This window comes from Kitasatospora sp. McL0602 (assembly GCF_052076145.1).
GTDB lineage: Bacteria > Actinomycetota > Actinomycetes > Streptomycetales > Streptomycetaceae > Kitasatospora.
Window position 1 is genome coordinate 6692544 of record NZ_CP197246.1, and the last position, 24357, is coordinate 6716900.

The 24357-nt window shown below is 70.4% G+C and carries 24 protein-coding genes; 11 read left to right on the plus strand and 13 right to left on the minus strand.

Annotated features, from left to right (window positions below):
- Positions 1-703: 703 nt before the first annotated feature.
- From ACR68M_RS30390 to ACR68M_RS30435, 10 genes are all read left to right on the plus strand, one after another.
- Complete coding sequence (locus ACR68M_RS30390; RefSeq protein WP_441247353.1) at positions 704-1033, plus strand: transcriptional regulator; 330 nt, start codon at positions 704-706, stop codon at positions 1031-1033.
- A 1-nt stretch (position 1034) separates the two neighbouring features.
- Positions 1035-2051, plus strand: a complete 1017-nt coding sequence (locus tag ACR68M_RS30395; RefSeq protein ID WP_441247354.1) for a hypothetical protein — start codon at positions 1035-1037, stop codon at positions 2049-2051.
- Positions 2051-2755 carry an ATP-binding protein gene (locus ACR68M_RS30400; RefSeq protein ID WP_441247355.1) on the plus strand — a complete coding sequence of 235 codons (705 nt, stop codon included), beginning with the start codon at positions 2051-2053 and terminating at the stop codon, positions 2753-2755. The genes ACR68M_RS30395 and ACR68M_RS30400 overlap by 1 nt, the downstream gene beginning before the upstream one ends.
- A gap of 117 nt (positions 2756-2872) precedes the next feature.
- Positions 2873-3442, plus strand: coding sequence for a WhiB family transcriptional regulator (locus ACR68M_RS30405; RefSeq protein ID WP_441247356.1), 570 nt, complete (start codon positions 2873-2875; stop codon positions 3440-3442).
- Complete coding sequence (locus tag ACR68M_RS30410) at positions 3439-4485, plus strand: DUF2637 domain-containing protein (RefSeq protein ID WP_441247357.1); 1047 nt, start codon at positions 3439-3441, stop codon at positions 4483-4485. The genes ACR68M_RS30405 and ACR68M_RS30410 overlap by 4 nt, the downstream gene beginning before the upstream one ends.
- A 105-nt stretch (positions 4486-4590) precedes the next feature.
- Positions 4591-4815 carry a hypothetical protein gene (locus tag ACR68M_RS30415; RefSeq protein WP_441247358.1) on the plus strand — a complete coding sequence of 75 codons (225 nt, stop codon included), beginning with the start codon at positions 4591-4593 and terminating at the stop codon, positions 4813-4815.
- A 194-nt stretch (positions 4816-5009) separates the two neighbouring features.
- On the plus strand, positions 5010-5468 hold the full coding sequence (locus tag ACR68M_RS30420; RefSeq protein WP_441247359.1) for a plasmid mobilization protein: 459 nt from the start codon (positions 5010-5012) through the stop codon (positions 5466-5468).
- A complete protein-coding gene (locus ACR68M_RS30425) occupies positions 5468-7210 on the plus strand; it encodes a relaxase/mobilization nuclease domain-containing protein (RefSeq protein WP_441247360.1) in 1743 nt (580 codons plus the stop codon). Before ACR68M_RS30420 ends, ACR68M_RS30425 begins: the two co-directional genes overlap by 1 nt.
- 105 nt (positions 7211-7315) lie before the next feature.
- Positions 7316-7717, plus strand: a complete 402-nt coding sequence (locus ACR68M_RS30430; RefSeq protein ID WP_441247361.1) for a hypothetical protein — start codon at positions 7316-7318, stop codon at positions 7715-7717.
- A 306-nt stretch (positions 7718-8023) separates the two neighbouring features.
- Positions 8024-9274, plus strand: coding sequence for a PIN domain-containing protein (locus tag ACR68M_RS30435; RefSeq protein ID WP_441251755.1), 1251 nt, complete (start codon positions 8024-8026; stop codon positions 9272-9274).
- A gap of 561 nt (positions 9275-9835) precedes the next feature.
- Here ACR68M_RS30435 and ACR68M_RS30440 read toward each other — a convergent pair.
- Together ACR68M_RS30440 and ACR68M_RS30445 are read right to left on the minus strand one after the other, a co-directional pair.
- Positions 9836-10648: a hypothetical protein gene (locus ACR68M_RS30440; protein ID WP_441247362.1), complete on the minus strand. Its 813-nt coding sequence runs from the start codon at positions 10646-10648 to the stop codon at positions 9836-9838.
- A 361-nt stretch (positions 10649-11009) separates the two neighbouring features.
- Positions 11010-12725 (minus strand): IS1634 family transposase, encoded by a 1716-nt coding sequence (locus ACR68M_RS30445; protein ID WP_441245129.1) that lies wholly within the window; start codon positions 12723-12725, stop codon positions 11010-11012.
- Positions 12726-13744: 1019 nt separating this feature from the next.
- Between ACR68M_RS30445 and ACR68M_RS30450 the strand changes: the two genes are divergently transcribed.
- Positions 13745-14617 (plus strand): abortive infection family protein, encoded by an 873-nt coding sequence (locus tag ACR68M_RS30450; RefSeq protein ID WP_441247363.1) that lies wholly within the window; start codon positions 13745-13747, stop codon positions 14615-14617.
- 215 nt (positions 14618-14832) lie between these two features.
- On the opposite strand, the gene ACR68M_RS30455 is transcribed toward ACR68M_RS30450, so the two are convergent.
- The 11 genes from ACR68M_RS30455 to ACR68M_RS30505 all read right to left on the minus strand — a co-directional run bounded on the left by ACR68M_RS30455 (position 14833) and on the right by ACR68M_RS30505 (position 24347).
- Entirely contained in the window at positions 14833-15315 is a 483-nt protein-coding gene (locus tag ACR68M_RS30455) for a hypothetical protein (protein WP_441247364.1), read from the minus strand.
- Between the two features lie 25 nt (positions 15316-15340).
- Positions 15341-15826: a hypothetical protein gene (locus ACR68M_RS30460; protein ID WP_441247365.1), complete on the minus strand. Its 486-nt coding sequence runs from the start codon at positions 15824-15826 to the stop codon at positions 15341-15343.
- Between the two features lie 136 nt (positions 15827-15962).
- Positions 15963-16562, minus strand: coding sequence for a DUF4913 domain-containing protein (locus ACR68M_RS30465; protein WP_441247366.1), 600 nt, complete (start codon positions 16560-16562; stop codon positions 15963-15965).
- An 89-nt stretch (positions 16563-16651) separates the two neighbouring features.
- The gene (locus tag ACR68M_RS30470) at positions 16652-17359 is read right to left on the minus strand and encodes an HAD family hydrolase (protein ID WP_441247367.1); all 708 of its coding nucleotides are present in this window, start codon (positions 17357-17359) and stop codon (positions 16652-16654) included.
- A 33-nt stretch (positions 17360-17392) separates the two neighbouring features.
- Complete coding sequence (locus ACR68M_RS30475; RefSeq protein ID WP_441247368.1) at positions 17393-18598, minus strand: MFS transporter; 1206 nt, start codon at positions 18596-18598, stop codon at positions 17393-17395.
- A 189-nt stretch (positions 18599-18787) separates the two neighbouring features.
- Positions 18788-19942 carry a DnaB-like helicase N-terminal domain-containing protein gene (locus tag ACR68M_RS30480; protein ID WP_441247369.1) on the minus strand — a complete coding sequence of 385 codons (1155 nt, stop codon included), beginning with the start codon at positions 19940-19942 and terminating at the stop codon, positions 18788-18790.
- Entirely contained in the window at positions 19939-20175 is a 237-nt protein-coding gene (locus ACR68M_RS30485; RefSeq protein ID WP_441247370.1) for a hypothetical protein, read from the minus strand. Before ACR68M_RS30485 ends, ACR68M_RS30480 begins: the two co-directional genes overlap by 4 nt.
- Before the next feature lie 88 nt (positions 20176-20263).
- Positions 20264-21136, minus strand: a complete 873-nt coding sequence (locus ACR68M_RS30490; protein WP_441247371.1) for a hypothetical protein — start codon at positions 21134-21136, stop codon at positions 20264-20266.
- Positions 21133-22920 carry a type IV secretory system conjugative DNA transfer family protein gene (locus ACR68M_RS30495; RefSeq protein WP_441247372.1) on the minus strand — a complete coding sequence of 596 codons (1788 nt, stop codon included), beginning with the start codon at positions 22918-22920 and terminating at the stop codon, positions 21133-21135. The genes ACR68M_RS30490 and ACR68M_RS30495 overlap by 4 nt, the downstream gene beginning before the upstream one ends.
- 151 nt (positions 22921-23071) lie before the next feature.
- Complete coding sequence (locus tag ACR68M_RS30500; protein WP_441247373.1) at positions 23072-23569, minus strand: hypothetical protein; 498 nt, start codon at positions 23567-23569, stop codon at positions 23072-23074.
- Positions 23570-23597: 28 nt separating this feature from the next.
- Positions 23598-24347, minus strand: a complete 750-nt coding sequence (locus tag ACR68M_RS30505) for a hypothetical protein (RefSeq protein ID WP_441247374.1) — start codon at positions 24345-24347, stop codon at positions 23598-23600.
- Positions 24348-24357 lie beyond the last annotated feature (10 nt).

The window sequence follows — 24357 nt, forward strand, 5'->3', positions numbered from 1 at the left end:
TTAGACATTCAAGCCGAGAGATCTAGCCGGAAAGTGCCTGCCGGAACAGATGTTCCGGCAGGCGCCTTCCGGTGATACGCCTAACACTCGCAGGGCGGTTGATGTGGCCTACGATGAATCCTCCGGCGCTCGGGCCCCGGCCCTCGGCATCGAATGACCGGCGGAGGATTTAGCGTGACGGTAAAGGTGGGAAGCGTGTCCGATTAGTGCTGACTCCGCTGCTCGGCGAGATTCCCCTAAGGGGGAGGGAGTCCTCTCTCGGGGCCGCTTTCGCCTGTCCGAACCGCAATGAGCCCTCATGATGGGGAATTTGGTGACCCGTGAGCTGGCTTCCGGATGCTACGTGGAGGCGTTGCGCTGAACGACGGCCTGCTGCCCGCTGCATTTGGCCATTTTGGGCAGGTGGCGAACCATCTCATTCGAGCCGGACGCTGCCCTACTACGGCGTTGCCTTTCCTGACCCGTCTGCATATGGCCATCCGGCCGACCGACGATCAAGGAAGGATCTGCGCGGAAGGCGCGGGAGGGAGCTATCGCGGAGACTGCCCGGCACGCGCACGGGCGAAATGAGACCGGTGTCCAGGAGCTACCAACTCCTGGACACCGGGGTCGGCACCCCGAAGGGGCCAATTCACAACTCGCGGGCGGCGGGGCTTTTCGACGAGAACCGCCGCACCGCGCTCCTACAAACAAGGAGTTTCGCATGCTCGCCATGCCGAGCGGAACCCCGGCCTGCCCGGACACCGACCGCCAGCACCGCCTTGCCGCCCCGCTCACCGACATGATCCCCGGTGCGGCCACCGTCCGCGTCAGCTGTGCGGACCCGGCCAAGCGGTGGCCCGCGGTGCACCCACGGGCGACCGACGCGACCGGGGAGGCGATAGTGCTGAGTCGGACCAGGGCCAAGATCGCGGCCCGCTGGGTCCTGCGGGTCTGGCCGACCACCGACTGGAGCCAGGCCCACACCCTCGACATCGCCACCGTGACCCTCACCCCCAGCAGCGACCTCGCCGCAGCCGGTCGGGGGCGCTGACATGTCGCGCATCCGACCGGTCAAGCCAGAGACCTGGACCTCCGACACGCTCAACGCGGTGAGCATCCCGGCCATGGTCACCTTTCTCGCCATGACGAACCACGCCGACGACCACGGCCGCCACAAGGACAACGCGGCGATTGCCTGCGGGCTTATCTGGCCGATGCGGGGCGAGATCACGCCGGTGCACGTCGAGGACCACCTCCAGCAGCTCGAGGCCGAGGGGGGAATCTGCCGGTACACGGGCTGCGACGGGAAGCGGTACTTCCACTACCCCAACTGGTTCAAGCACCAGAAGATCGACAAGCCGAGCCTGTCCAGACTGCCCGCCTGCCCGCATCACGCACCCGAGCGCTGCGGCACCTGCAAGGGGCCGTGCACCCGCCGCGAGGAGCTCTCGGCGACTCCTTCCGGAGCAATCCCCGAGGCTTCGCCGAACCCTCGGGGAGTCCTCGATCTGCCCTCGCAGCCCTCTCCGGCCCATTCCGCACCCACCACCGAGCAGGCCGCCGCGGTGCAGGACACCCTGGTCACCATCGATGCAGGACCCGCGCAGAAGCCCAGCAAAACGGCAGGTCAGAAGGTTTTCGCCGAGGGCTCCCCGACTCCTCCCCGAACCCTCGGCGAGGGCTCGGCGCCTGGATCTAGGATCTTGGATCCTGGATCTTCTTTCCCTACGGGGCGCACAGCGCCCGACGCCCCCGTCTCGGCCAACCAGCTGATCGGCGAGTACGTCGCGGCCTGCGGGGAACGGCCGCCGAACGACGTGATCGGCCACCTGGGCCGGACCGTCAAGAACCTCCTGGCCGAGGGCATCGGCCCGGAGCACATCCGGGCCGGGCTGCAGAACTTCGCCGCCAACCCCAAGCACCCGAGCGTGCTGACCAGCATGGTCAACGAGGCCATGAACTCACGCTCTGCCGGTTTGGCGCGGCCGGGATTTCGGCCTAACGTGCCCGCTCACCAGGCATGGACCAACCCGGTCAACGCCGTCGCCGCCTACGCCGAGGAGCTGTGATGCGCACCCGCAACCGCGAACCGCAGCGGCTCGGCGAGGGCACCCTCGACCGGATGGCCCGGATCCTGGCCGCCCGGGGCATCTCCCCGGCCGCCGTCGCCGCCGTAGCGGACGAGCCCGAGCCGTACTCGGCCCTGGCAGCCCTGTCCGCCGGAATGCCCCCGCGTTACCAGGACGCGGTGGCCGACCACCCGAAGGTCCTGGCCTGGACCAGCCAGGTCGCCCGCGAGGCCGTCGCCCCCAGCAGGGGAGCCCGGCGGCAGGTCGCCACCGGCCCCAGCCTGCTGATGGCCGGGGTCGTCGGCGCCGGCAAAACGCACCAGGCGTACGGCGCGGTCCGGCACCTCGTCGAGGCCGGCATCGGGGTCCGCTGGCGCGCGACCACCGCCGCCGACCTCTACGCCAAGCTCCGGCCCGGCTCCGACACGGACAGCGAACGCGTGCTGGAGGCCCACGGCCGTTGCCCGCTGCTGATCCTCGACGACCTCGGCGCGGCGAAGGCGACGGAGTGGACCGAGGAGCAGACCTACCGGCTGATCGACCGCCGGTACAACCACATGCTCCCGACGCTGATCACCACCAACCTGGCGATCGAAGACCTCCGGAACTACCTCGGCGACCGCGTCACCTCCAGGCTTCGGCAGATGACCACCCAGGTCACCTTCGAGCCCGTCGACCGCAGACGCTTCCGTACCGCAGCCTGACCTGCCGCAGGCCGCCCCGCCGGGCCGCGCCCCCAGCGCGCCGACCCGCACCTCCCGACCCAGCGCACCCCTCCGCCGACGCCCACTGCGCGCGGAGAGCGATCGGAGCAACCCCGCATGACCACCACGACGATCACCCCTGCCCGCCACCGCTCGCTCGGTGACCACACCTGGCAGGACCGGTCCGTCTGCCTGCCGACCGAGCACAACCCGGTCGATCCGGAGATCTTCTTCCCGGAACCCGATGAGACCGAGGCGATCGCCGCCGCCAAGTCGCTGTGCGGCCAGTGCCCGGTCAGCCAGAACTGCCTGGACGCCGCCCTGGAGAGCGGCGACACCGACGGCATCCGGGGCGGGCTGACCGAGGAAGAGCGCGCGCCGCTGCACAAGAAGTCGGCCCGCCGCCTGGAGTACTCCCGCGTCAACGCGACCATCGCCGGGCGCGACGTCCACCTCACCGGCGCCGAGCGGGAAGCGGTCGTCCTGGCCGCTTACCACCACGGCCTCAGCGCCGAGCGACTCGCCTGGCTCCTGAAGTTCAGCGAGGAGCACGCCCAGAAGCTGTACCGCGAGATCCGCCGCGCCATCCGCAACCGGGACCGGCAGCAGGCCGCGGGGAACGCCACCGCGCTCCCAGGGACCGGGGCCGAGCACCTCGGCCGCGACGACTTCGGGACGGCGGCGTGAGCACCGCGGCAGCGCCGCACACGGCGCAGATCACCGGCTGGGACCGCGCGGTCGTCATCCTCCTCGGCGGGGCGGGGTGCGCCCTGTCGTACGACGCCCTCCAGCAGATGGCCGTCGCCATCCACGTCCGGGGCCCCTTGACCTACCTCTTCCCCCTGGTAATCGACGGATTCATCGCCTACGGCGTCCGGGCCCTGCTCGTCCTGCGCGCCGCCCCGCTGCGCGCCCGCTTCTACGTGTGGGCGCTCTTCGCGGTGGCCACCGCCGCCAGCATCTGGGCCAACGCCCTGCACGCGGTCCGGCTCAACGAGCAGAGCACCTCGGTCGCCGGACTGCGGCTCGGCGACACGGTCGTCGCCGTCCTGTCCACCCTCGCCCCGCTAGCCCTGGCCGGAGCCGTCCACCTCTACATCCTCATCGCCCGGGGCCCGGTCAATGACAGTGACCGGGGCGGCCTCGGACAGCCCAGCAACTCCGGTCAGCCGGAGTACATCGCGGTCCCCCGGACCGACCGAGCCGGACAGCACCAGCCGCAGCCCGATCAGGTCAGCACCGGTCAGCCGGTCACCGCGCTGACCCGGTCAGCCGGCCAGGACAGCGACCGGCCCCGACTGCCGCTGGACAAGCAGCAGCCGGACACCCGGACAGCGCCGGGGGCCGGCACGCCGACGGCCAACTACGGCCCGGACACCACTGCTCCGACCGGTCACCGCGAAGAGGTGTCCCAGGCCCCCGAGCTGGGCGGACAGTCGGACAGCGCCCGCCCGGTCAGCGCCGCGCCGGTCACTGACCGGCCAGTCACCTCGTCGCCGGTCAGTGATTCGGGCACCCGGTCGGTCAGTGACCGGGAGGGTGACCCGGATACCGAGGAACTGCTGGAGATCGCCCGGACAGCGGTCAGGGCGGAGGACAAGCTGACCCGCAAAGTGGTCGCCCAGGCGATCCGCGGTCAGAAGATCCCGCTGTCCAACGACACCCTCAGCCAGCTGATGGCCCAGCTCCGTGAGCAGCACGGACAGCCGGTCATCGGCCCCCGACCCTGACCGGACACCCCGGACGGGCGGGTGACCGAACCGGACACCCTGGTCGGTCACCCGCCCCGGACCCCCACTCCCACGACCTCCTCCAGTCAACCGGAGAGCACCGTCATGCGTACGACCCCCGCAACCCCGGCCGAGGTGGACACCTGGCTCGCCGTTCTGCACCAGCACGGACACCTCCACCACGCCGAATCCGGTTCCGATGCCACCTGGACGGTGCAACGACGCCGACACAGCCACCCGTGGACCCTCCTTCACCCGGTTCTGGCCATGGACTGGATCGAGGAGGTCCTGCGCGACATCCACCAGAAGGAAGCCGAGACGAGCCAGTGACCGTCGAGGACCAGGTGGGCACCACGGCTGGACCGGACCGTGACCCCATGACAGCTCCTGGCGGAGCAAGTTGTCGCATTGGATACCCCTACGGGCCATCCAATGCGGGCGTCCTCACCCAGGGGGGTGAGGACGGCTCTGCTGGTCCCCAGGCGAGGGCGCCCGGGGACCAGCAGAACCAGGGGCACCAGGGGGTGCCACGGAAGGGAGAAGCAGTCGCCGATCCCGACGCGTCGCCCGCCAGCGAGGCCGCGTTCCCCGACCGCACCCCGCGCCGCCGCGCCTACCAGCCCACCCACCGCGAAGACGTCATCGCTTCCCGCCTGACCGCCGACGAGAAAGCCGAGATCACCGCCGCCGCCAAAAGCGTCGGCCTGTACCCCTCCGGCTACCTCGCCGCCGCTGGCCTCGCTGCCGCCCGCGGATCCGCCGGTCTCAAGCCCAACGAGCAACTCGACGCCGCCATCGACGAGCTGGCCGCCCTGCGTACCCAGATTTCCCGCGTCGGCACCAACGTCAACCAGATCGCCTACATCTACAACGCCGGCGGCCAGGCCCGCCCCGGCGAACTCGACCACACTCTGACCGCCCTGACCCGCACCCTGGTCCGTATCGACGACGCGGCCGAGGCCCTCGTGAAGAAGCGCACCTGATGGTCCCCAAGATCCGACGAGGCTCCAACACCCGCGGACTGCTCGCCTACCTCTACGGCCCCGGCAAACGCGACGAACACACCGACCCCCACCTCGTCGGATCCTGGGACGGCGACTTCGCCCCCGACCCCGGCCGCGACCCCCAAGCCACCCTCACCCGCCTCGCCGCCGCCCTCGACCTGCGCGTCAAGCAAGCGGGATCCCAAGCCCCGGCCGAACATGTCTGGCACTGCTCGGTCCGCACCGACCCCGGCGACCGCCACCTCACCGACACCGAGTGGGGCACCATCGCCCGCCGCCTGGTCCACGCTGTCAACCTCGCACCCGAAGGCGACCCGGACGGCTGCCGCTGGGTCGCCGTCCGTCACGCCGACGACCACATCCACATCCTCGCCACCATGGTCAAAGGCGACCTGCGCCGCCCCCGCGTGAACTACGACAAGAAGAAGGCCCAGGCCGAATGCCGCCTCATCGAGAAGGAGATGGGCCTGCGTCAGCTCAACCCCGGCGACGGCACCGCCGCCAAGAAGCCGACCAGCGCTGAGTGGTTCAAGGCCGAACGGGTCGGCCGCACCGAGACCCCGCGCGAGACACTCCACGCAGCCGTCCGCCAGGCCATGGCCGGAGCCGCGAGCGAGGAGGAGTTCTTCACCCGTCTGCGGGAGGCGGGCCTGCGGGTCAAGATGCGGCACGCACCGTCCGGCGACGTGCTCGGCTACACCGTCGCCTTGCCCGGTGACCGCAACAAGGAGGCGGCGCCGATCTGGTTCGCGGGCTCCACCCTCGCCCCCGACCTCTCCCTACCAAAGATCCGTCAGCGGCTGGCCGCTGGTCCCGCCACGGCAGACCCGGACCCGGCCCCCGGAACACCACGGCGCTGGTCTCCGCCAGCGAACGCCCGCCGCAACGCCACCCAGGCTGCCGAATACGCCGCCACCCGCCTCGACGCGGACGACGACGAAGGGTCGGCTCAGCTCGTCGGCATCGGAGAGCTGGTCGATGCCGTCGCCCAGACCTCGCCCGTTGGCACCCGCGCCGAACTGGCAGCCGCCGCCCGTACCTTCGAACGCGCCACCCGGTCCCACGTCCGGGCCGAAGGGAGCGACAGCCGAGCCCTGCGCTCGGCCGCCCGGGGCATCATTCAGGCCGGCGGAGCGCTCGGCCGAGGCGAAGACGGCGGCACCACCGCGATGCTCCTGTCGACCCTGGTCCTCGTCGCCCTGGCCGCCGCCCGCTGGCACTCCGCCCGAGGCCACGCCCAGCAGGCCGCAGCCTCCCGCCAGACCGCCCAACACCTGCGCGCTGCCTACCGCCAAGCCGCCACCACACCCCTGCAGACCATGCGAGAGCAAGGCCGAGCCCTGACCGATCCCGAGCGCCGCCGCCACGACGCCACCATCCGAGCCGCACTGCCCACCACCGCGCAGACCGGCCACGAACCGACCTGGGATGCCCTGGCCGCCGCCCTCGCCCAAGCCGAGCAGGCCGGCCACGACCCCCAGGCCCTGCTCAACGAGGCCATCGTCCTGCGCGAACTGGCAACCGCCCAGGACGTTCCCGACGTCCTCGTCTGGCGAATACGCCGACTCGCCAAGCTCCCCGCTCACCCCGACGCACCCCGCAGCACACCGCTCGCCACCAGCCGCACCAAGACCTCACCAGGACAACCCGCCGCCAGGCCCACCCCGCCGGCCACCACCCGCCCAACCGCACCCGAGCAGCGCCGCGCCCCACGACGCTGACCTCCGGTCCGGCAGGCCGACCACCGGCCTGCCGGACCGGATCAAAACCCTGGACAACCCTTTCCACCAGCTGTTACGCATGGACAGCCGGAGCCCACTCGGGAGATGACGCTCGTGCTCAGAACGACCGACAACCAGACACAGCCGGCACCCGCGCCGACCGCCACCACCGGAACCGACCCGCTGCTCCAATTGGAACTCCAGACACAGCCCCCGACGGGGCCGAGCGCTGCCCGCTGCCTCAACCACCCGGACGAACTGGCCCTCGGCGGCATCCCCGTCATCTGCTCGGCTTGCCAGGGCCGCCGCGACTGGCTCCTCATCAACAAGGGTCGCCACGTGCATATCCGCTGCCGCTGCGGAAACCAGTGGCCAGAGCCCGAGATCACCCGGGCGGACTTCGACGCCATGCTCGACAACCCGCAGTGGACCAACTACACCACCACCGACGAGGGTCTCACGGCCTTGGGATTCGACGGGTCGTTCGCTGGCATCTATCTCATGTAACGAGGAGTATTGCACCGGTCACAACGTCCGACATGCGCTGCGCATGACCGTGAGTGGCGCTTGCATCGGGACCGGCCAAGGCCGGTCCCCCGGTGGGCGTTCCTGACAGGGCGGCCGAGACCGATGCAACGATGTTGCGCTGGAAGCAACTTGGAGCACTGCATCTACCGTGAGTTGCCCATCTGGCGCCAGCGTCCCGGGGGAGGGAGTCAGCTCGGCTCGGTCGAACTCACCGCCCGCAGCGCGGAACGGGACGCCGTCGAGGGCGCCTTCGCCCAGGCATCCGGGATGCCCGCGCTGTCCTTGATGGCAGCGCAATATGATCTCCCCTACGAACAGCCGGAGTTAAGCAGGAGAACCGCGTTGATCATCTTGGACTCCAATATCCTCAAGGGCGTGTCACTCCGGGGGCCGGACGCCGAACTCCTGCGCGTGCTCACCAAGTCCAAGGTCGAACGCGTCGCAGCGCCCTGGATCGTTCTGGAAGAGCTGGCCGCCCAGCAGTTCCTCCTCCACGACGCAAAGTTCAAGGCCGCCGCCGCCTCGATGGAGGCGCTGCGCAAGGCCACCCCTTGGGCTCCCGTGCCAGCCCCCGTCCCCACGGCGCCGGAGAAGGTCCGCGAGTACTGGCGGTACCAGTACTCCGCCCTCGCCGAGACCATCGAGACCAGTACGGACACCCACAAGCAGGCGATGTTCCGCGAAGCCAACCTCATCGCACCCTGCAAGACTGTGAACAGCGGCAAGCACAAGACCGGCAGCAGGGACGCCCTGATCTGGCTGACCGCGATCGAGTATGCCAAGGCCAACCCCACCGAGCACGTCTACTTCGTCAGCAACAACACCGAGGACTTCGGCGACGGGACGAATTGGCCAGCGCAACTAGCCGAGGACATAAAGGACTTGGGTGGCCGGTTCACCCTTTACACCTCCCTCGACGGCGTCCTCGCCAGGTTCGCACGGAAAACCGACATCACCGACAAGCAGATCAGGGCCATGCTGAGCACCCCCGAGCGCCTCGCCAACATCGCCCGCCGGGGGCGGATAGCCAGCCTGCAGAGCCGGATCTCGGACGAGCTGTTGGCCGACAAGCCAGGCAGCGAGCGCGGCCTGCGGCACGGCGTCCAGTTCAGCGCCATCCTCGCCCGGGTCGAGGACCCGAGGGCCTACGAGATCGACGGGCACACCTGGTACACCGCGACGGCCCGCTGGCTGCTCGTGGACGAGGAGCTGAGCAACACTGAGACCGACAGCGCCGGGCAGACCTCGCTGTCACTGTTCGAGCTGCAAGGCCGTGACGGCGCCTACAGCTGGGAGACCCGCGTTCTGGTGAGTTCGGCCGACCAGGACGGCGACCTCACGGTCCTCAAGAGCAGCCCCTATCGGCTGATCGCCCCCGAGGACGAGCAACTTCTCCCTGAAGGGGTGACCGCCGACGCAGTGGCAACCCGCAGAACACAGGCCTTCCACCGGTGGATCGGGGCGAGAAGGGGTGGTGAGGGCACTATCGACCCCGTCACCATGAGCATCCTGACCAGCATGCTCACCAACGAATAAGGAGTGGTTCCGGGGAGGCCGGCCGGCGGCCGGACACTCTCCGCGCCCGAAGGCCCGGAGCCCCATGGGCCTGACTTATCACCACACCGCGGCGGTGGCGACCGCCATGACGGGGGCCGGTCCGGACGGGCAGCCCAAGCTTCGCCTCTGTTGTGGTCGACACGAGGACGGCGAGAGCAACGAGGCCGGGCGGAGAGACGGGTGCGGGGCGGGTGCTGGCAGCGGGGCGACGGTGACTTGTTCATGCCGCAACCCCGGGAGTACCGGCAAGGTCGACATCTCCTCGGACCTGTAAGCGCCCGCCACTAACCGTCCAGGGTCGGCCACTCGGTGGTCGAGGAATACGACACGCGAGGAATAAGGCATCTCCGCCGGTATAACGACCAACGTCCAGACTACGGTCGAAAGCCCGCAGTAGCGCTGCCACTGATTCGAAGCTGGCTGTAGCGACCAGAATGCCGACGGGCACATGGCGTCCGTACCGGCCCCGGGCCTTCACTGCACGATGGTGGACGACGGCCGAGCGCTCGACCCTGCAAGCGAAGGCCCTCCGGCATTTACTCAGCGCCCGATTTCACGGAGCTGCTGTTCGACGATGGAGAGGATCAGCGGAGTGGCGGAGATCGGGAAGTACTCCCGTCCTCGCACTGCCTTCACATCCTCGTCGGCGAGGGCGAAGCGTATGAAGGATTCCAAGTTGGGTGCGAAGTCGCCGGGAAGGTTGGGGGCGACAAGCACCTGTGTCGTGTACCCGTCTGCGGCGTGGGCTCGCAGGCGGGGACGTGGGTCACCGGAGGTGATTCCGAACTTCACACGTTCCGTGTCCTGCACGATGTAGAACACGTCCCACACCTTGCCGGCGCATCGTCGGCAGATGCCTTGCCCCTGCTTGACACCGCTGGGGATGGTCTTGCCCTGGTGACCAGCACGGCAGATCAGCCGATGCTCAACTCCGTCTCCTCGCCATGCCGGCTCGACGACTGTCCCGCCGAGTTCTTCCACCCGCGCCTTGAACCACGCCCAACATGCGCCGGGATCAATGCCGACACACTTGAGGCATCGGCCGGTGCCGCTGCGCATGTTGTTCGGCGTGGGTGTGAAGGGGTGGCCGTTCTTACAGATGACGCGGTGCTGTGCTGCCTTCCCCAGCCATTTTGTCTCGACGACTGTCCCGCCGAGTTCTTCTACCCGGGCCTTGAACGCTGCCCATGCTGTGGCCGGATCATTCCCGGAGCACACTGAACAGATGCCCCCACCACTGCGCACGTAGCCGGGCCGGGGCTTGCTGGGGTGGCCGTTCCTGCAAATCACCCGGTGACGCTTGTCCTTCCCCAGCCACTCCGGCTCGACGACTGTCCCGCCGAGTTCTTCCACCCGAGCTTTGAAGGCTGCCCATGCCGTAGCCGGATCGCTACCGGAGCAAGCTCGGCACATACCCTGGCCTCGTTGCACGGCGTTCGGAATCGCTGTCGTCTCGTGCCCCTTGGGGCAGCGAATCTGGTGCTTTGCCGCGCTGCCTAGCCATTTCGGCTCCAGCACTTCACCGCCCAGAGCTTCTATTCGGGCCTTGAACTGCGCCCATGCCTTCGTCGGAGAACCCCCCATAGGTTCACTCTTCCAGACCCGGGTTCGACATAATTCGGCAGCCTGGAGTGGCGAATCCGGGGTCTGACCTGGGCGGACATGCTTGTAACCGCCTGGAGGGCGTTTCTCTAGGCGGTCACGTTTCTGCTGGTCAGCGGGTTGCGGGCTGAAGCGCGACGACCTGCTTGGGGACGGGGATCTGCAGCTTCGCGAGCAGGTCTCGCTGGGGCTTCGTCAGGGCGGTGACCTGCTGGAAGGTTCCGGCAGGGCCGGCGAAGGTGCCCAGGTGGAGGCGGTCGAGCTCGCGTCGGATGTGCGGCCAGGTGTCGCCGGTGGTGGTCTCGGTGATCCGGATCAACAGGAGTGCGAGCCAGCACAGGATGACGTGGGCTCGGATGCGTTCTTCGAGGCGGTGGTAGACGGGCCGCAGGTCGATGATCTGCTTCATGTCGCGCCAGCCGCGCTCGACTTCCAGCAGCTGCTTGTAGCCGAGCGCGATGTCCTCGGCGGTCAGGTGGGGGTCCGAGCAGCGCAGGAGGTACTTCCCGTCGAGGTTCTCCTCGGCCTTGGTCTTCGCCTGGTCGATGCGGAGCTTGCCGGCCGGGGTGGCACGCAGGTAGCGGTTCAGGCCGGGCTTGTCGGCGATCCTCCCGCGCAGTTCACCCCGCTTGAAGTCGCTGAGCTTGTCGGTGCCGGCGATCAAGTCGCCTAGTTGGGCGACGAGTTGTTCACGCATGTGCCGGTCACGCTCGGCCGCTTCGGGGTTGTGGCAGATCACGAACCGGTCGGTGTCGGATATCCGCACTTCCTTGACGCGCATGTTCTCGCCGACGTCCTGGTAGCGGCCCTGCCGGGACAGCGCGGCCTGCACCTCGGGGCTCCCGGAACGGAGCTTCTCGCCGATGATGTAGGCGTGGTCGCCCTTGCGCAGGTAGCGGCGGTTCTCGGCCGAGGAGAAGCCGCGGTCGGCCACCCACACGATCTTGGAGAGGGTCCAGTCCCGCATCTCGTCCTTGACCTGCCGGATCAGTGCCTGGTCGGAGGCGTTGCCCGGCCAGCACCAGCAGCGCACGGGGATGCCGTCCCTGGTGACGGCCATGCCGATCACGATCTGCGGCAGGTCGTCGCGGGAGTCCTTCGACTTGCCGTAGGTGCGGAACCCGACCGGCTTCGCGTCGTCGTCTGCCTGGCCGTCGCCCTCCAGCCTGCGGCCGGTGTTGTCGCGGGCGACCGGTTCGTCAGGCTCCTCGAGCTCGAAGTAGGTGCTGGTGGTGTCGAAGAACAGCAGGTCCACCTCCAGGTTCAGCAGGTTCGCGACCTCGTCGAACACCTGCTTCTCCAGGTCGTCCTTCACCTCGTGCAGCCAGTCCATCGCCCGGTAGCAGGCCTGTTCGCCGGCCTCAGCCAGGCCGTCGATGTGCACGTCGTTCGTGACCCACTCCGCCGCCGCGAGCTTGGAGGACGGGGCCAGCGCGCGGTTGGCGACCAGGGCGAACAGCACCCGCTCGGTCGCGGTCATGTCCCGGCGCCGGCCCCGCTTGGGCTGCCCGACCCGGGCCACAATCTGGTCGATCCTCAGTCGGCGCCACAGGTGGTCGAGCACGTAGGCGCCGCCGAACGGCACCGAGGAGATGAACTCCAGGTCCGACGCGGCAGTCGCGGCCAGGGCGTCCCCCGGTTCCAGCAGCCTCGATAGAGACGCGACCAGGCGCTTGACCGCGTCGCGGTCCAGGTCGTCCTCGCGGCCGAAGGTGAACAGCACCTTCGGCACCGCCCGCCCCTTCGCCGGATCCCACTCGTTGTGGGCGAGGTGCAGGTACCGGACCGTCCCGGACTTGTTCTCTCGCTTCGTCGTCTTCACGTACACGACTCCAGACGATAGGTCGAAGCCACAGGCCAGCGCAGGCGAATCATAAAAATCGCGTCTCTAGGTACTCTTGGGCTTCAGGGCCCACCGCAGCCCGATGACCTGCGTGTTCAACCCGGCAGGACCTCTAGAAACCACGAATTACGTCGAACCCGGGCCAGAGATCCGCCTCCGCAGCAGCCGTTTTGGGGGAACGAGCCGGTCGGGCTGTACCCGTTGCACTCGGCCTCCGGAGTCAGGCTTCCCGGCCTCAAGGGTGTGGGGAATACGGCACAGGCGGAATAATGATCTCTGCCGGTATAGCGAGCGTTACCCTGGGCGGCCGTTCGCACCCGCCATCCCCGGCCAGGACGAGTTTAGGGGCCGTCAGCTGCACACCCACGGCTGCCGCAGCGCGGTCGACTTCGTGGGGCAGCGCGTCGTATGGTCGGCGGTGGCAACTCCGGCGCCCAGATCGCGCCGACCTCCATGTGGTCGCCACCGTCCGCCGGGTGACTCAGCTCCCGGCCTGCTTCCTGCCCGACAGCATCGACGGCCGCACCCTGTTCGAGATCGCCACCCGCCGCGTCCAGGGCGAGGGCCCACGGATCTCCGACCTCGGCGACATCATCGCCACCGAAGGCGTGCGCACCGCCCGCACCGTCGGGCTCACGGCGCAGTCGATGTTCGCTCGCCTCACCGAGTTCGGCCCGGTCTGGGCGAACGGCACCGCCTGGCCAGCCGACAGGGTGATCTGGTGCAGTCGGCTTCCGCCCGGCCCTCCTCCCGACCGGCCTGCGGCGCGATCACGGCCGTGTCCCCGTGGACGGCTCCCGCGCGGTCGAGGACGAGTGCATCCACCTGCTCGGCTACGGCGACTGGACTCGTCCCGCCTCCGCCAACCCTCATCGGCGTCGGCCGCTCCGCCCGCACGGCTGTCGAATAGATCCGGGAGCTCACGGTCCGGCCCGACACCGGCGGGGTCCGCCCGATCTGAAAAATCCCAGACCCGGTGCCGTGCAGCCGAGTACCGTCCTTGCATGGTCGCTGCCGCCAGGTCCGAACTGATCAGCCCCGTAACCCGGGCTGCCTTCCGATCGCACTGCACCAGCATCACCCTGCGCTACATCAGTACGGTGTGGGAGGGGCAGGGCTTCGCGCCCGTCGCGCCGGAGGAGTTCACGTACCAGGACTCGAGCGAGCGGCGCACCTTGTTCCAGTCCTACGCGCAGGCGGCCGACTGGGCCAGCCGCTCCCACGTTGACCGGGCCCTGCTGGTCTTCGAAGATCTGATGCGGATCGCCCGGCACGAAAAGTGGGAGGGCGAGTGGCTGGAGGAACTCGTGGTCCCGTTGGAGCGGGACGGCCTCACGGTCGACGCGCGTGGCCGGATCCTGTGGCCCAAGCCCGCAGTTCGCACCCACGACCTGAGCGGACTCTCCGACCCCTCGGGGATCCTCGCCGAGCTCGACCGCGTCCACCGCTACCTTTCGGACGACCCTGCGAGCGCCATCGGCAGCGCCAAGCAGCTGATCGAGGCCACCGCCAAGACCGTCCTGCGCGAACGCGGCATCTCCGTCGCCGAGAACACAAAGGTCCCGGCCCTCGTCAAGCAGGCTCAGCAGGCCCTGTCTTTGGACGCCTCCGCCATCACGCCGGGCCCGGACGGGACGGACGCGGTGAAGAAGATCCTCGGGGGAGCGGCGGCGATCGCGGTCGGGATCGCCGAACTGCGCAACCGTGGCTACGGCACTGGCCACGGTCAGGCCAGCGCCCCGGCGGGCCTGGGCCTCCGGCACGCGCACCTGGCGGCCAACGCGGCGATCACCTGGTGCGAGCTGATGCTCGACACTCTCCGCGACCCGGCTGCTCCCTGGCGCAAGACCGTCACGCCCCCGCCGCCGACTACCTGACCACGGTACCCCGGTGTTCGATCAGCAGGACGTCGCGCCAGGCTCCGTGGTGGCGGGCGGCGTGCTCGCGGGTGCCTGCTGGAGACCACGCAGGCTGTTTGGGAGAGCCGCGTGGTGGACAGCTACAGCGTTGAGCTGACGGTGGAGAAGCTGGCTCGCGGGGTGGGCTCCTCGGTCCGAGGAAGCCCACCGCGACGGGTACGAGGGCTGAGCCTCTACCGGCGGAGCACGGTCGCGGCGGCCGTGGGCCTGCTGGCGGCAGGGGACGGCAACTGGGTGCCGTCGGCCGGTGCGTTCGCTGATCGAGTGACGGCGGCTTGGCTGAGCGAGCGGCTGGCGGTCGGTGTGCCGCTCGCGGGCGGAGCTGATTCACGGGCCTCGACCACGTGCCGGATGGATTGCAGGGCTGCCTGGCTCTCGGCGTAGGCCGTGCGAAGGCTGCCCGCCGAGTCGGTGATCCGCTGGAGGTCGTGGAAGTCCGGTACGAAACCCGGCCTCGTGAGAGCATGCAGCCGTTCTCGGTGGACGGCCACGGCGGTGTTCCAGATCACGAGGGATGAGCGGATGCGCATCACCGACTTCAGCAGCAGGTCCCCGGACTGCTGGCGGCCAGCGTCCGCTTCCAGTTCTTCGATGGGGCGGTTCCAAGCGGTTGCGATCATCGAGTCGGCTTGGGCCAAGGCGGTGTTCTCGGTCATGCTCCTCCGAGGGTTGCGGGGATGATCAGCGGCCTCGTCGCTCGTGGGGTCGTTCCTGGTCGGCGGCTTGGTACGAGGACGAGGTGGTGGGCTGTCGGCTGGCCGCGGCGGGTGGTGCCGCGGTGGAGCGGGATTGGGCGGCCGTCGCCATGGACTCGTCTGCCGGTTCGGTGGTCGGCTGGTTGAGGCCGGCGCCGTTGGTGCGCTGCTGGGCAGTGCGGTAGACCGCGTAGTCCTCGCGGGGGCCGGCGGCGACCAGGTAGACCTCGCGCCTGTGCGTCGAGGACGGCGGTGCCGGGCGGAACTGGATGACGAGCCGGTAGGCGACGGCGGGGTCGACGTAGACCTTGTGGAAGCCGGCGAGGCGGCCCTTCAACGGGACGCAGTCGTCGCTGCCGTGCATGAGGTTCTGCAGTTCGAGAAGGGCCAGGTCCCTGATGTCGGGCGGGAGCTGACGCAGGTCAGCGATGGACTCCGGGTGCGCGGCGAACGCGAAGCGGGCACGGCTCACAGGTGCCCCCGGAAAGCCTGGCGCCGGTCGGCGGCTGGCGGAGTGGGAACAGCGGAGTTCGGCCTGACCGTCGGCCATGCTGAGCCCGAAAGGCCGCTGTGGGCCGGCGTTTCGACAGGAGGACGGTGGCGGGCGATCACGCGGCGAGCCCGAGGTCCGTGGGCGCCGGGGTGGCGAGGAGGCGGTGGTTGGGGCGGGTCGGGCTGATGGTGCAGGCGGCGAACGGGCCGTCGGGTGCCCGCAGTTCGAGGAGGGCTGGAGCGAGGTGGTCGCGGTGCCAGGTGGAGGGCCCGGCCAGCCCGGCCTCGGCGTCGGTCAGCTGTTGCCAGGCGAGCCAGAGGCCGTGCAGACGGGCGACGGCTTCCAGGTGTTCGGCCCACTGGCCGCACCAGGGGCGGGTGGTGCTGATCTCGCGTCCGTAGACCGGCAGGAGGAGGTGATCGACCCAGAAGCGCAGCGCGGCCAGTTCGGCGTCGGACGCCTCGCCGGTGAGCGCGAGGATGAACACGGAGGCTGGCTTCTCCGGTTCGGCGGTGTCTGCCTGCTCGGTGCTGGGCGGGGCTTCGGCTGCCGGGGCGGGTGCGGAGGGGGTTTCCTCGGCTGCGAGGTGGTCGAGGATGACGCCGTGCTGGCGGACTTCGGCGATGGTCCGGGCGAGCGCGGAGGCGAGATCGTTGAGGTCTTCGTCGGGTATGCGGATCGGGTCCTGGGAGGGGCCCTGGGCGATTTCGGACATGGGGTGGCGTCTTTCGAAGGGAGGGCGGAGCGGGGCGGCGCGGCGGGAGGGCTCGCCGCTCGCCGCAGGGGTGCTGGGGCCGGCGGCTCTCATCGCGCGGTGGCCGATTCGCGGGCCAGGAGCAGGCCGAGGTCGACGGCCCGGTCGAGGCTGCTGGCGAGGGGGTAGCCGGAGGCGGCGAGCTTGTCGGGGTGGTGCAGGCCGCCGGTGTGCAGGACCGCGAGGGCGCCGTTGGCACGGGCGGCGTCGCCGTCGTCGACCGCGTCGCCGATCAGCAGCACGCGCCGCGGATCCCCACTCAGACCGAGAGCGTCGAGATGGGCGGCCAGCGCGGCGGCCTTGGTGCCACCAGAAGGACCGGTGCGTCCGTCGACCTGCCCGAAGAAGTGACCGATGCCCGCCTCGTCGACCTCACGCAGCAGGGTGGCGTGCGGGCACAGTGACAGCAGCGACTGGGTGTGGCCGGCCTCGCGAAGCGCCGTCAGAAGCTGGCGCACACCGTCGCGCAGATGGACCGGCTGGGCATTGATGTGGGCCAGAAACGCGGCGTCGCTGCTCTGCCACTCTGCATCGGTGATCCGGCGCCCAAGCAGGCGGGCGTAGAAGTCCGTGATGGGCACGGTGTGCTGGGCCCGGTAGGTGTCCTGGTCGACGAGCTGGCCGCCGAGCGCGGGCAGAGTGGCGTTCAGCGCGCTGACGTGGTCGTCCAGGTCGTCCTTGAGCGTGCCGTTCCAGTCCCAGACAACGTGCAGGCGGGGGCGGGTGGTTGTGCCGGGCAGGAGGGTGGTGGTGTTCACGGTGGTGCTGCCTTTTCTGTGGGAGTGGGTCGGTCAGCGGCTGAGGCGCTGGCGGGAGCGGTGCAGCAGGGTGAGGGCCGCGGTTGCTCCGGCGAGGGGGATCGCGGCGCAGGCGAGCGGGCCCGCTGCGGAGGCGAGTGAGTCGAGGGCGGTGCCGACGCTCTGGCCGACGCCGATGCAGGCGATCAGCCAGGCGAACGCCTCGGTGCTCTCGCCCTCGGGGGCGAGGGCGTCGACGGTGAGGAAGCCGGCGGTCAGCAGCGGTGCGAGGAACAGGCCCGGGAGTGCGGCGCACGCCACGGCGACGGCGGGCGCGGGGCCCGGCAGGAGGGGGAGCCAGCCGAGGGCGAACCCGGTGGTGGCGGTGAGCAGGTGCGTGGTCGGGGAGCCGGGCCAGGTCCGCCGCCCGTACACGAGCCCGCCGGCGGTGCTGCCGATCGACAGCGCGGCCGGAATAGCTCCGGCTAGCCACCCCGCGTGGTGGCGCTCGGCTGCCCCGACCGCCAGGACGTTGACCGCGCCGAGCGCGATACCGATACCGATGAGCGCGGTGAACAGCACCCGCAGGCCCGGCTGCCGCACCGGTCCGAGCCAGTGCACCGGCTGACCGGCGGGCGACCAGGCCCGGGGCGGGGCAGCGGAGACGATCAGACCGGCGCCGAGCAGCCCGAGCGCGGCGGTCGCCGTGATCGCGGCGTGCGCGCCGGCGACCTGGGCGATGCTGGTCGCGGCAAGCGGACCGGCGATGAAGACGAGCCCCTGGGTGCTGGAGTCCAGGGCGAGCGCGGCCCGTTGCTGCTCGGGGTCGGGCAGCAGCGTCGGCCACAGCGCCCGCAGCCCCGCCTCCAGCGGCGGAGTACCGAGCCCGGCGGCGGCCACGAGCATGGCTGCCAGCAGCGGGTGGCGGTGGGTACTGACACAGGGCAGCAGCAGGAAGGCGGTCGTCGCCGCGGTGACGGCGCCGACGAGCACCCGGGTCTGGCCGAGCCGGTCCACCAGCCGCCCGAGCACGGGTTGGCCTACGGCGCAGGCCAGCCCGTAGACGGTGGCCAGCAGACCGGCCGCGGCCAGCGAGCCGCCCTCGGCGCGCACGAGGAGCAGGATCGCGATCGGCGCCATGCCGGTCGGCAGGCGGCCGACCAGGGTCCCGACCAGAAGGCGGGCCACGTGGCGGGCGCCCAGGACAGCGTGATAGCCGCTGCCCTGGGCGGAGCCCGGGAGGGTGTCGGACGGGCTCAAGGAGGAAGTCCTTCGATGGTGGAGGGGACGGCGGAGCGCGCGAACGGTCGGGCATGGCAGCCCCTTTGGTGATGCGGCTGCTGGGGAAGAGAATCCGGAGGAACCGCGATTTGGCACGGCCGGGAGATACCGGTAGAAGGCCGCGCTGTGTTGAGGTGCAGCGCGGGCAGCCGAGGAGCGGCGGTGCTATCACGAGTGGCTCCGCAGCGCGGGTCGGACGCCGGGCGTCCAGCCAGGCCAGGCTCCGGCGGATGGGAAGGGAGCCGGTGGCCGGGTTCGGCTGCGGGCGAGTGCTGCCACGGCCCGCTTCGTCCCGGTCGGCGGATCCGGGGGCGAGAGCGGGACCGGTGGTGCTGTGGCGTTTCGCCACCGGGCCCTGACCTCGTCGAGCGGGCCGAGAGCGTGCAGTACGTGGTTGATGAGCTGCCCGGGGGCCAACGCTTCGTTGCCTGCCAGGTCGCCGATCGTCCGGGCCGAGGCGGCGGCGGTGCGGACGATGGTGGAGCGCATGACCCGTTCGCCGAGGTGCTCGGCGGACCCGGCTCCGAGTCCGCCGCAGATCTGCTGAAAGCGGTCCACCGTGAGCGTGCCGTCGGCGAGCAGCCCGCGCCGCTGGGCTTCCCAGAGCGCGGTGAGTTGGTCGATCGGCTCGCCTCGGTGGTGCAGGGTGCCCAGGCAGCGGTAGAGCTGGCCGTGCCCGTAGTCGGCGAAGTCGGAAGGACGCAGCCAGGCGACGACATCGTTCATCCCGTCCGGCTGGTCCACGAGCACGCGGAGCAGGAACTCCTCGTCCTCGGCAGCCTGAGCACCAGTTAGCGCGGGCGCGGCGGCCGGTGCCGTGGAGTGGGCGGGCGCGGTCGGCCTTGGCTCGGTCCCCCAACGCCGGGCGAGATCCGCGAGGACGTCGGCCAGGACGTCGGCTTGCTGCAGACTGCTCTCGACCTCGCCCTGCAGGGCGTCCGCGCGGGCTGCCTGGTGCAGGCGGACGGCGTGCCGGGTGACGGCGCGGTGGATCGCGCCCTCCAGCACCATGCGCCCGTAGACCGGAGCGTTCCCAGGGCGCGGGCAGGCCGCGACCAGGGTGTGCGCGTAGGAGGCGGTCAGCCCCCGGACGTTGCGCTCGGCCTCGGCGACGGTGTCGGTCACCCAGGCCAGCGGCACCTTTCGCCCGGCCTCGAGCGCGGGGTGCTGGTCGGCCTGGAGTCGGCGCATCGCGGCGAACAGCGCCCGGTGCACCGGACGGTAGAAGTCCTCCGGGGTGAGCCAGGCCAGGCGGTCGAGCTGGCTCGGGTCGACGAGGACGCCGCCGAGCACGGCCTGCTCGGCCTGCAGAAGGGGAATCATCCCCGCCCCTCGCCGAGCGATGCGGACTGCTCGGAGCGCAGTTCGGCGACCGCCTGATCGGCGGCGGCCATCGCTGCCGCGAACCGGTCCAGCTCACCGGTGAACACCGGGTCGGTGGACAGGATCGCCCCGCTGCTGGTGATCAGCCACCACTGGCCGCCGCGCTGGACAACGGGGGAGCCGGCCAGCGGAGCGGCGCCGGGAACGGGAGATGAAGGAGTACGAGAGGACATCGAGGTGCTCCTGAAAGCATCTGAAGGGGAGGGGAATTCAGATGGCGAGGCTGTAGTCGGCGGCGGCAGGCGCGCCGGAGCGGCACGATCAGGGTGAGCAGCCGTCCGGCTCGCCGGACTCCAGCTCGGCATCCGCGATGGCGTCGAAGACATCGCCCTGGCGGCTTGACCACTCGTGCGCGGTGACCCGGTCGATCGGCGCCTCGTCGAGTGGCCGGCGGCTGCGGTGCAGGTATGCCTGGCCGAGCAGCGGGGTGCCCTCGGCGGTCGCCCTGGCGTTGCCCCGTCGGATGGCGAGGTCGAACGACACGACGTCTTCCCACTCGCGCGGTGAGTTGTCCCGCAGCGCCCGCCACTGGGCGTTGCCGTGGTACGGGCAGCCCAGGCAGGCCGACTTGGGCGTCTCACCGAAGCTGCGTGAGCGCAGCAGCCGTTGGCAGTCCGAGCGGGTGAAGCCGTGCTCGATCAGCGGGAAGCGGTTCTTCATGTAGGCGACGTCCGCGTCCTTCGCCCGTTGGAACTCATCGGTGCTGATCCCGATCCACTGCTCGACGTGCATCCCGGCGGGGATGCGCTGTGGGTGCGGGTAGCCGAGCAGTTCGCGGACCTTCTCCTTGATCGGCTTGATCTTGTACTGGCCCGTGCACTGGCGCCGTGACATCCCCTCTGTGCCTTGGGGGTTGAGGATGTGTAGCGGCATCGAAGCGAAGTGCTTCGAGGGATCCAGGGCGTCATCGCGGATGTTGCCGGATGAGACCCGAAGCACCGGGATGCCTGCGGGCTCCGCGATCTCCCGCTCGATCCGGTCGAGGTGCTCGTAGACGCTCCTCGGCTCCCAGCCGGTGTCCGCAAAGATGGCCGCGTCCAGGCCGGGCAGGTGGCCCTCGGCCGCCATGAGCAGCAGCGAAGTGGACTGCACGCCGGCACCGAGCGACAGTACGCGCAGAGTGGGGGCGCTCATGCCGACAGCCCAAAGTCGTCACGGGAAAGCGTCTTTGCGATGGCGCGCTCGGTGATGGCCTTCGTCGCGCGCGCGGAGGCCGCCCCGATCTCCTTGGCGGAGGGCTCCTTGTACCAGGGCCGCAGGTCGAGCATCGCCGCGCGCAGACCGGTGGCGAACAACAGGGCCCGGCCCTTGGGCAGGGCGCGGATGGCGTCCGGGGGCAGGATCCGCTCGGTGCGCATGCTCACCGAGGTGGACTTGCCGCCGTCGCTGGTGGAGACCGAGGTGGTCTGTACGTCGTGATCGCCGATCAGCCGCGAGAGGCGGTCGGCGAAGTCGCTGTCGTCTATGCCGCTGCCGATGACCTTCACGGTGGCCGCGCTCCACAGCGAGTCCATGCCGGCCTCACCCCAGCACCGCTGCCCCTGCCGGTAGGACTGCAGGATCGTGATCGGGATGACGCCCCGGCTGCCCAGGTGGGAGTAGAGGTCCGGAAGGTCGCTGATCCGGCAGACGTTCGCGGCCTCGTCCAGGACGCACAGGGCGGGCGGGTCGAGCCGGCCGCCGGAGCGCTCGGCGACGATGACGGCCGCGCGCATCACCGCGTCGGCAGCCGCTGCGATGATCGCCCCCGCGTTGCCGCCGCCGTCCTTGCTGAGCAGGTACAGGGTGTCGCGGGAGGTCGCGAAGTCGGCGGGCTTGAACTCCGCGACGTCCTCGGTCGGGGTGACCCAGGCAGCGATCTCCGGGTCGAGCAGGCAGCTCGCGTACTGGCGGGCGGTCTCAAAAATGCCGTCCCGGGTCTCAGTCGCGCCCGAGACGGTGCCCTGGAGCTGGGCGGCGACCGCCTGGTGCCCGGCGTCGGCCAGTAGGTCGACCGGGGTGCGGTCGGCCGGGGAGGAGAGCCAGGTCAGCACGTCCGTGACCGGACGGCGCGAGCTGGCGGCGGCCAGGAACAGCGCGCCGAGCGTGTTGCTCGCGGCCGTGCTCCAGAAATCGGAGCCGTTGGACTCGTCCACGCTGGCGGCGACGAAGTGCCCGGCCAGGCGCTTGCTCCCGGCGAGATCGCGGGCATCGGCCAGGATGTCCCACCACATTTCGCGCGGGTGGTGGGCGATCTGCTGCGGGTCGAGCGTCCAGATCGTACCGACCTTCGCGCGGGCGTCCACCGTGGCGGTGAACGCGTCGCCAGCCGCCTTGTTACTGGTCAGCAGCACCGGGCCAGGGGCGGCGAGGATGGCGGGGATCGCGAGCCCGGAGGTCTTGCCGGACCTGGGCGCCATGATCGCCACGATCACGTCCTCCCAGGACGCGCGGACCTCGGTGCGGCCGGGCGACAGCGTGCCGACGAGGATCCCGCGGTCGGTCGGAGCGACCTCTTTACACTCCCGGCTGTTCAGGCTCGGCCGCAGGCTCTTCGCCTTGGCGGTGATCTCCGGGTCCGTGAGCGGGGCGAGATCCTGCTTGCGGGCGAGCCCTGTCTTCGAGCCGCCGCGCAGCCGCAGCCAGACGGTGAGGCCGGTGGCCGTGCCGGTGACGGTCAGCAGGCCGGGGATGATCCGGGCGCCGATCAGCAGGGCGACGGGCGTGAGGTGCGGCCAGAGCGCGCCCGGGTGGAGGAGGGCGTCGGCGGGCTTGAATGGGGCCCAGGGGTCGGCGCCGACCAGGCTGTTGGTGGTATTGCCGATCAGCCAGGCGAGGGTGCCGAAGCCGAGGGCGGCGCCGACTATGCCGAAGAGAAGGTAGAGGAGGGCGTCGCTCCCGGTGTTGGTCGAGGGTGCGCTGGTGCGAGGGGCGGGCATGGGAGATCCAGGAGGAGTGGAGGGGCGGGCCGGGGGCGGGGCGCGCGGTGCTCTTCTGGACGTCATGGCGAGACTCCTGTTCGGGGCTGTGGGTGCGATCGGTGCGGTGGCGGTGCCCGGGACAGCTGGGGCGCCGCCACCGCGGCTCGGGTCAGAAATGGGGGTTCTCGGTGGGCCGATCGCGCTCCGTTGCGGCTTCGAGCAGTTCGGCGAGGTCGTCGGGCTCGGAGGCGCGCTGGTCGACCCACCACCCGGCCCGGGTGATCGTGCGGGCGGCGTCCTCGATCCGCTCCCAGGCAGCCTCCTCCGTGTCGCCTTCGAGGACGAGCGCGGTGTAGGCGGCGGACAGGACCTGGTGGCGGCAGCGAACGCCCCAGGCGATCACGCGGTCGGTGCCCTCCAGCGGCGGCATCCGGTACTGCTCGGACCAGGCGTCGGACTCGGCCTGCTCCTGGGCGCGCTTGGCCTCCAGCCAGGCAGCCTTGTCCTGCTCGTCGCCGTCCCTGGCGGCCTTCCAGCAGTCGGTGCACTCCTGCTTGGCGAGCCAGTCGGCGAAGCCGGCGCGGCGGTCAGCGGGGCGGTCGGACAGGTCGCGCTCGACCTCGTGCCCGCAGGAGTGTGTGATCGTCCAGACCTTCTTCACGGCCATGTGCTCTGCTCCTCGGTCGAGTTGGGTGTCAGCGGGTGCGAGCCATCGCGATGCGCGGATCGAGGGGCCGGGGCGACGCGGCGGCCGGCGCGGGAACCGGGACGGGCGCCTTGCCTGGTAGGCCGGCAGTGGCGGGGCTCGCGGAGAGCGCGGCGGCGCTGAGCGGGAACCTGCCGCTGCTCAGACCTCGGCTGTCCTCGCGCCGGTCCGCTGCCGCCGGGCCAGGTGCCCGACCAGTCGCCGCGTCCTGGGCGAGCCGGGGCTCGACGGCGACGAGCAGATCGGCGCGCCGCATGGCCGTCGTGGCCTGGGCGACGAGGCCGAGCGCCTCACCGCGGTCGGTGGTGATGGGCAGGGTGTAGATGTCCAACTGGGCGTTGTGCCGCCAGCCGTGCTGTTCGAGCACCTGGCCGCCGCGGACCGCAGCGCTGGCGGTGCCGGCGGTGGCGGCGACGACACCGAGCCGGGGGTGCTCGGCGAAGGCGACATCCGGCTCGGCAAGGCGGTGCAAGGGGCGCGGCTGTATCGGTGCGTTGGGTTCGAACTCTGTGTCGGCAGCGACCGAGTACCCGGCCGAGCGCAGCATGCGTACGGCCTGGGCGGCGTGGTCCCGGCCGGAACGGGGCTGGTCGGTGAGCGCGAACAGCTTTAGCTGGTCGGGGACGGGGTGGAAGCCCAGGCGTTCGAGCATCCAGTGGCCGGCGGGCAGGTCACGAGGGTTGGTGGCGACGATGCCGTGCTCGGGGTGGCGGGTGACGGCGATGTCAGTGGTGTCCATGGCGGAGTTC

Coding starts and splice junctions, on each gene's coding strand:
- ACR68M_RS30390 (WP_441247353.1), top strand. CDS start 704: ATGCTCGCCATGCCGAGCGGAACCCCGGCCTGCCCGGACACCGACCGC.
- ACR68M_RS30395 (WP_441247354.1), top strand. CDS start 1,035: ATGTCGCGCATCCGACCGGTCAAGCCAGAGACCTGGACCTCCGACACG.
- ACR68M_RS30400 (WP_441247355.1), top strand. CDS start 2,051: ATGCGCACCCGCAACCGCGAACCGCAGCGGCTCGGCGAGGGCACCCTC.
- ACR68M_RS30405 (WP_441247356.1), top strand. CDS start 2,873: ATGACCACCACGACGATCACCCCTGCCCGCCACCGCTCGCTCGGTGAC.
- ACR68M_RS30415 (WP_441247358.1), top strand. CDS start 4,591: ATGCGTACGACCCCCGCAACCCCGGCCGAGGTGGACACCTGGCTCGCC.
- ACR68M_RS30425 (WP_441247360.1), top strand. CDS start 5,468: ATGGTCCCCAAGATCCGACGAGGCTCCAACACCCGCGGACTGCTCGCC.
- ACR68M_RS30430 (WP_441247361.1), top strand. CDS start 7,316: ATGACGCTCGTGCTCAGAACGACCGACAACCAGACACAGCCGGCACCC.
- ACR68M_RS30435 (WP_441251755.1), top strand. CDS start 8,024: ATGGCAGCGCAATATGATCTCCCCTACGAACAGCCGGAGTTAAGCAGG.
- ACR68M_RS30450 (WP_441247363.1), top strand. CDS start 13,745: ATGGTCGCTGCCGCCAGGTCCGAACTGATCAGCCCCGTAACCCGGGCT.
- ACR68M_RS30455 (WP_441247364.1), bottom strand. CDS start 15,315: ATGACCGAGAACACCGCCTTGGCCCAAGCCGACTCGATGATCGCAACC.
- ACR68M_RS30465 (WP_441247366.1), bottom strand. CDS start 16,562: ATGTCCGAAATCGCCCAGGGCCCCTCCCAGGACCCGATCCGCATACCC.
- ACR68M_RS30480 (WP_441247369.1), bottom strand. CDS start 19,942: ATGATTCCCCTTCTGCAGGCCGAGCAGGCCGTGCTCGGCGGCGTCCTC.
- ACR68M_RS30485 (WP_441247370.1), bottom strand. CDS start 20,175: ATGTCCTCTCGTACTCCTTCATCTCCCGTTCCCGGCGCCGCTCCGCTG.
- ACR68M_RS30490 (WP_441247371.1), bottom strand. CDS start 21,136: ATGAGCGCCCCCACTCTGCGCGTACTGTCGCTCGGTGCCGGCGTGCAG.
- ACR68M_RS30495 (WP_441247372.1), bottom strand. CDS start 22,920: ATGCCCGCCCCTCGCACCAGCGCACCCTCGACCAACACCGGGAGCGAC.
- ACR68M_RS30500 (WP_441247373.1), bottom strand. CDS start 23,569: ATGGCCGTGAAGAAGGTCTGGACGATCACACACTCCTGCGGGCACGAG.
- ACR68M_RS30505 (WP_441247374.1), bottom strand. CDS start 24,347: ATGGACACCACTGACATCGCCGTCACCCGCCACCCCGAGCACGGCATC.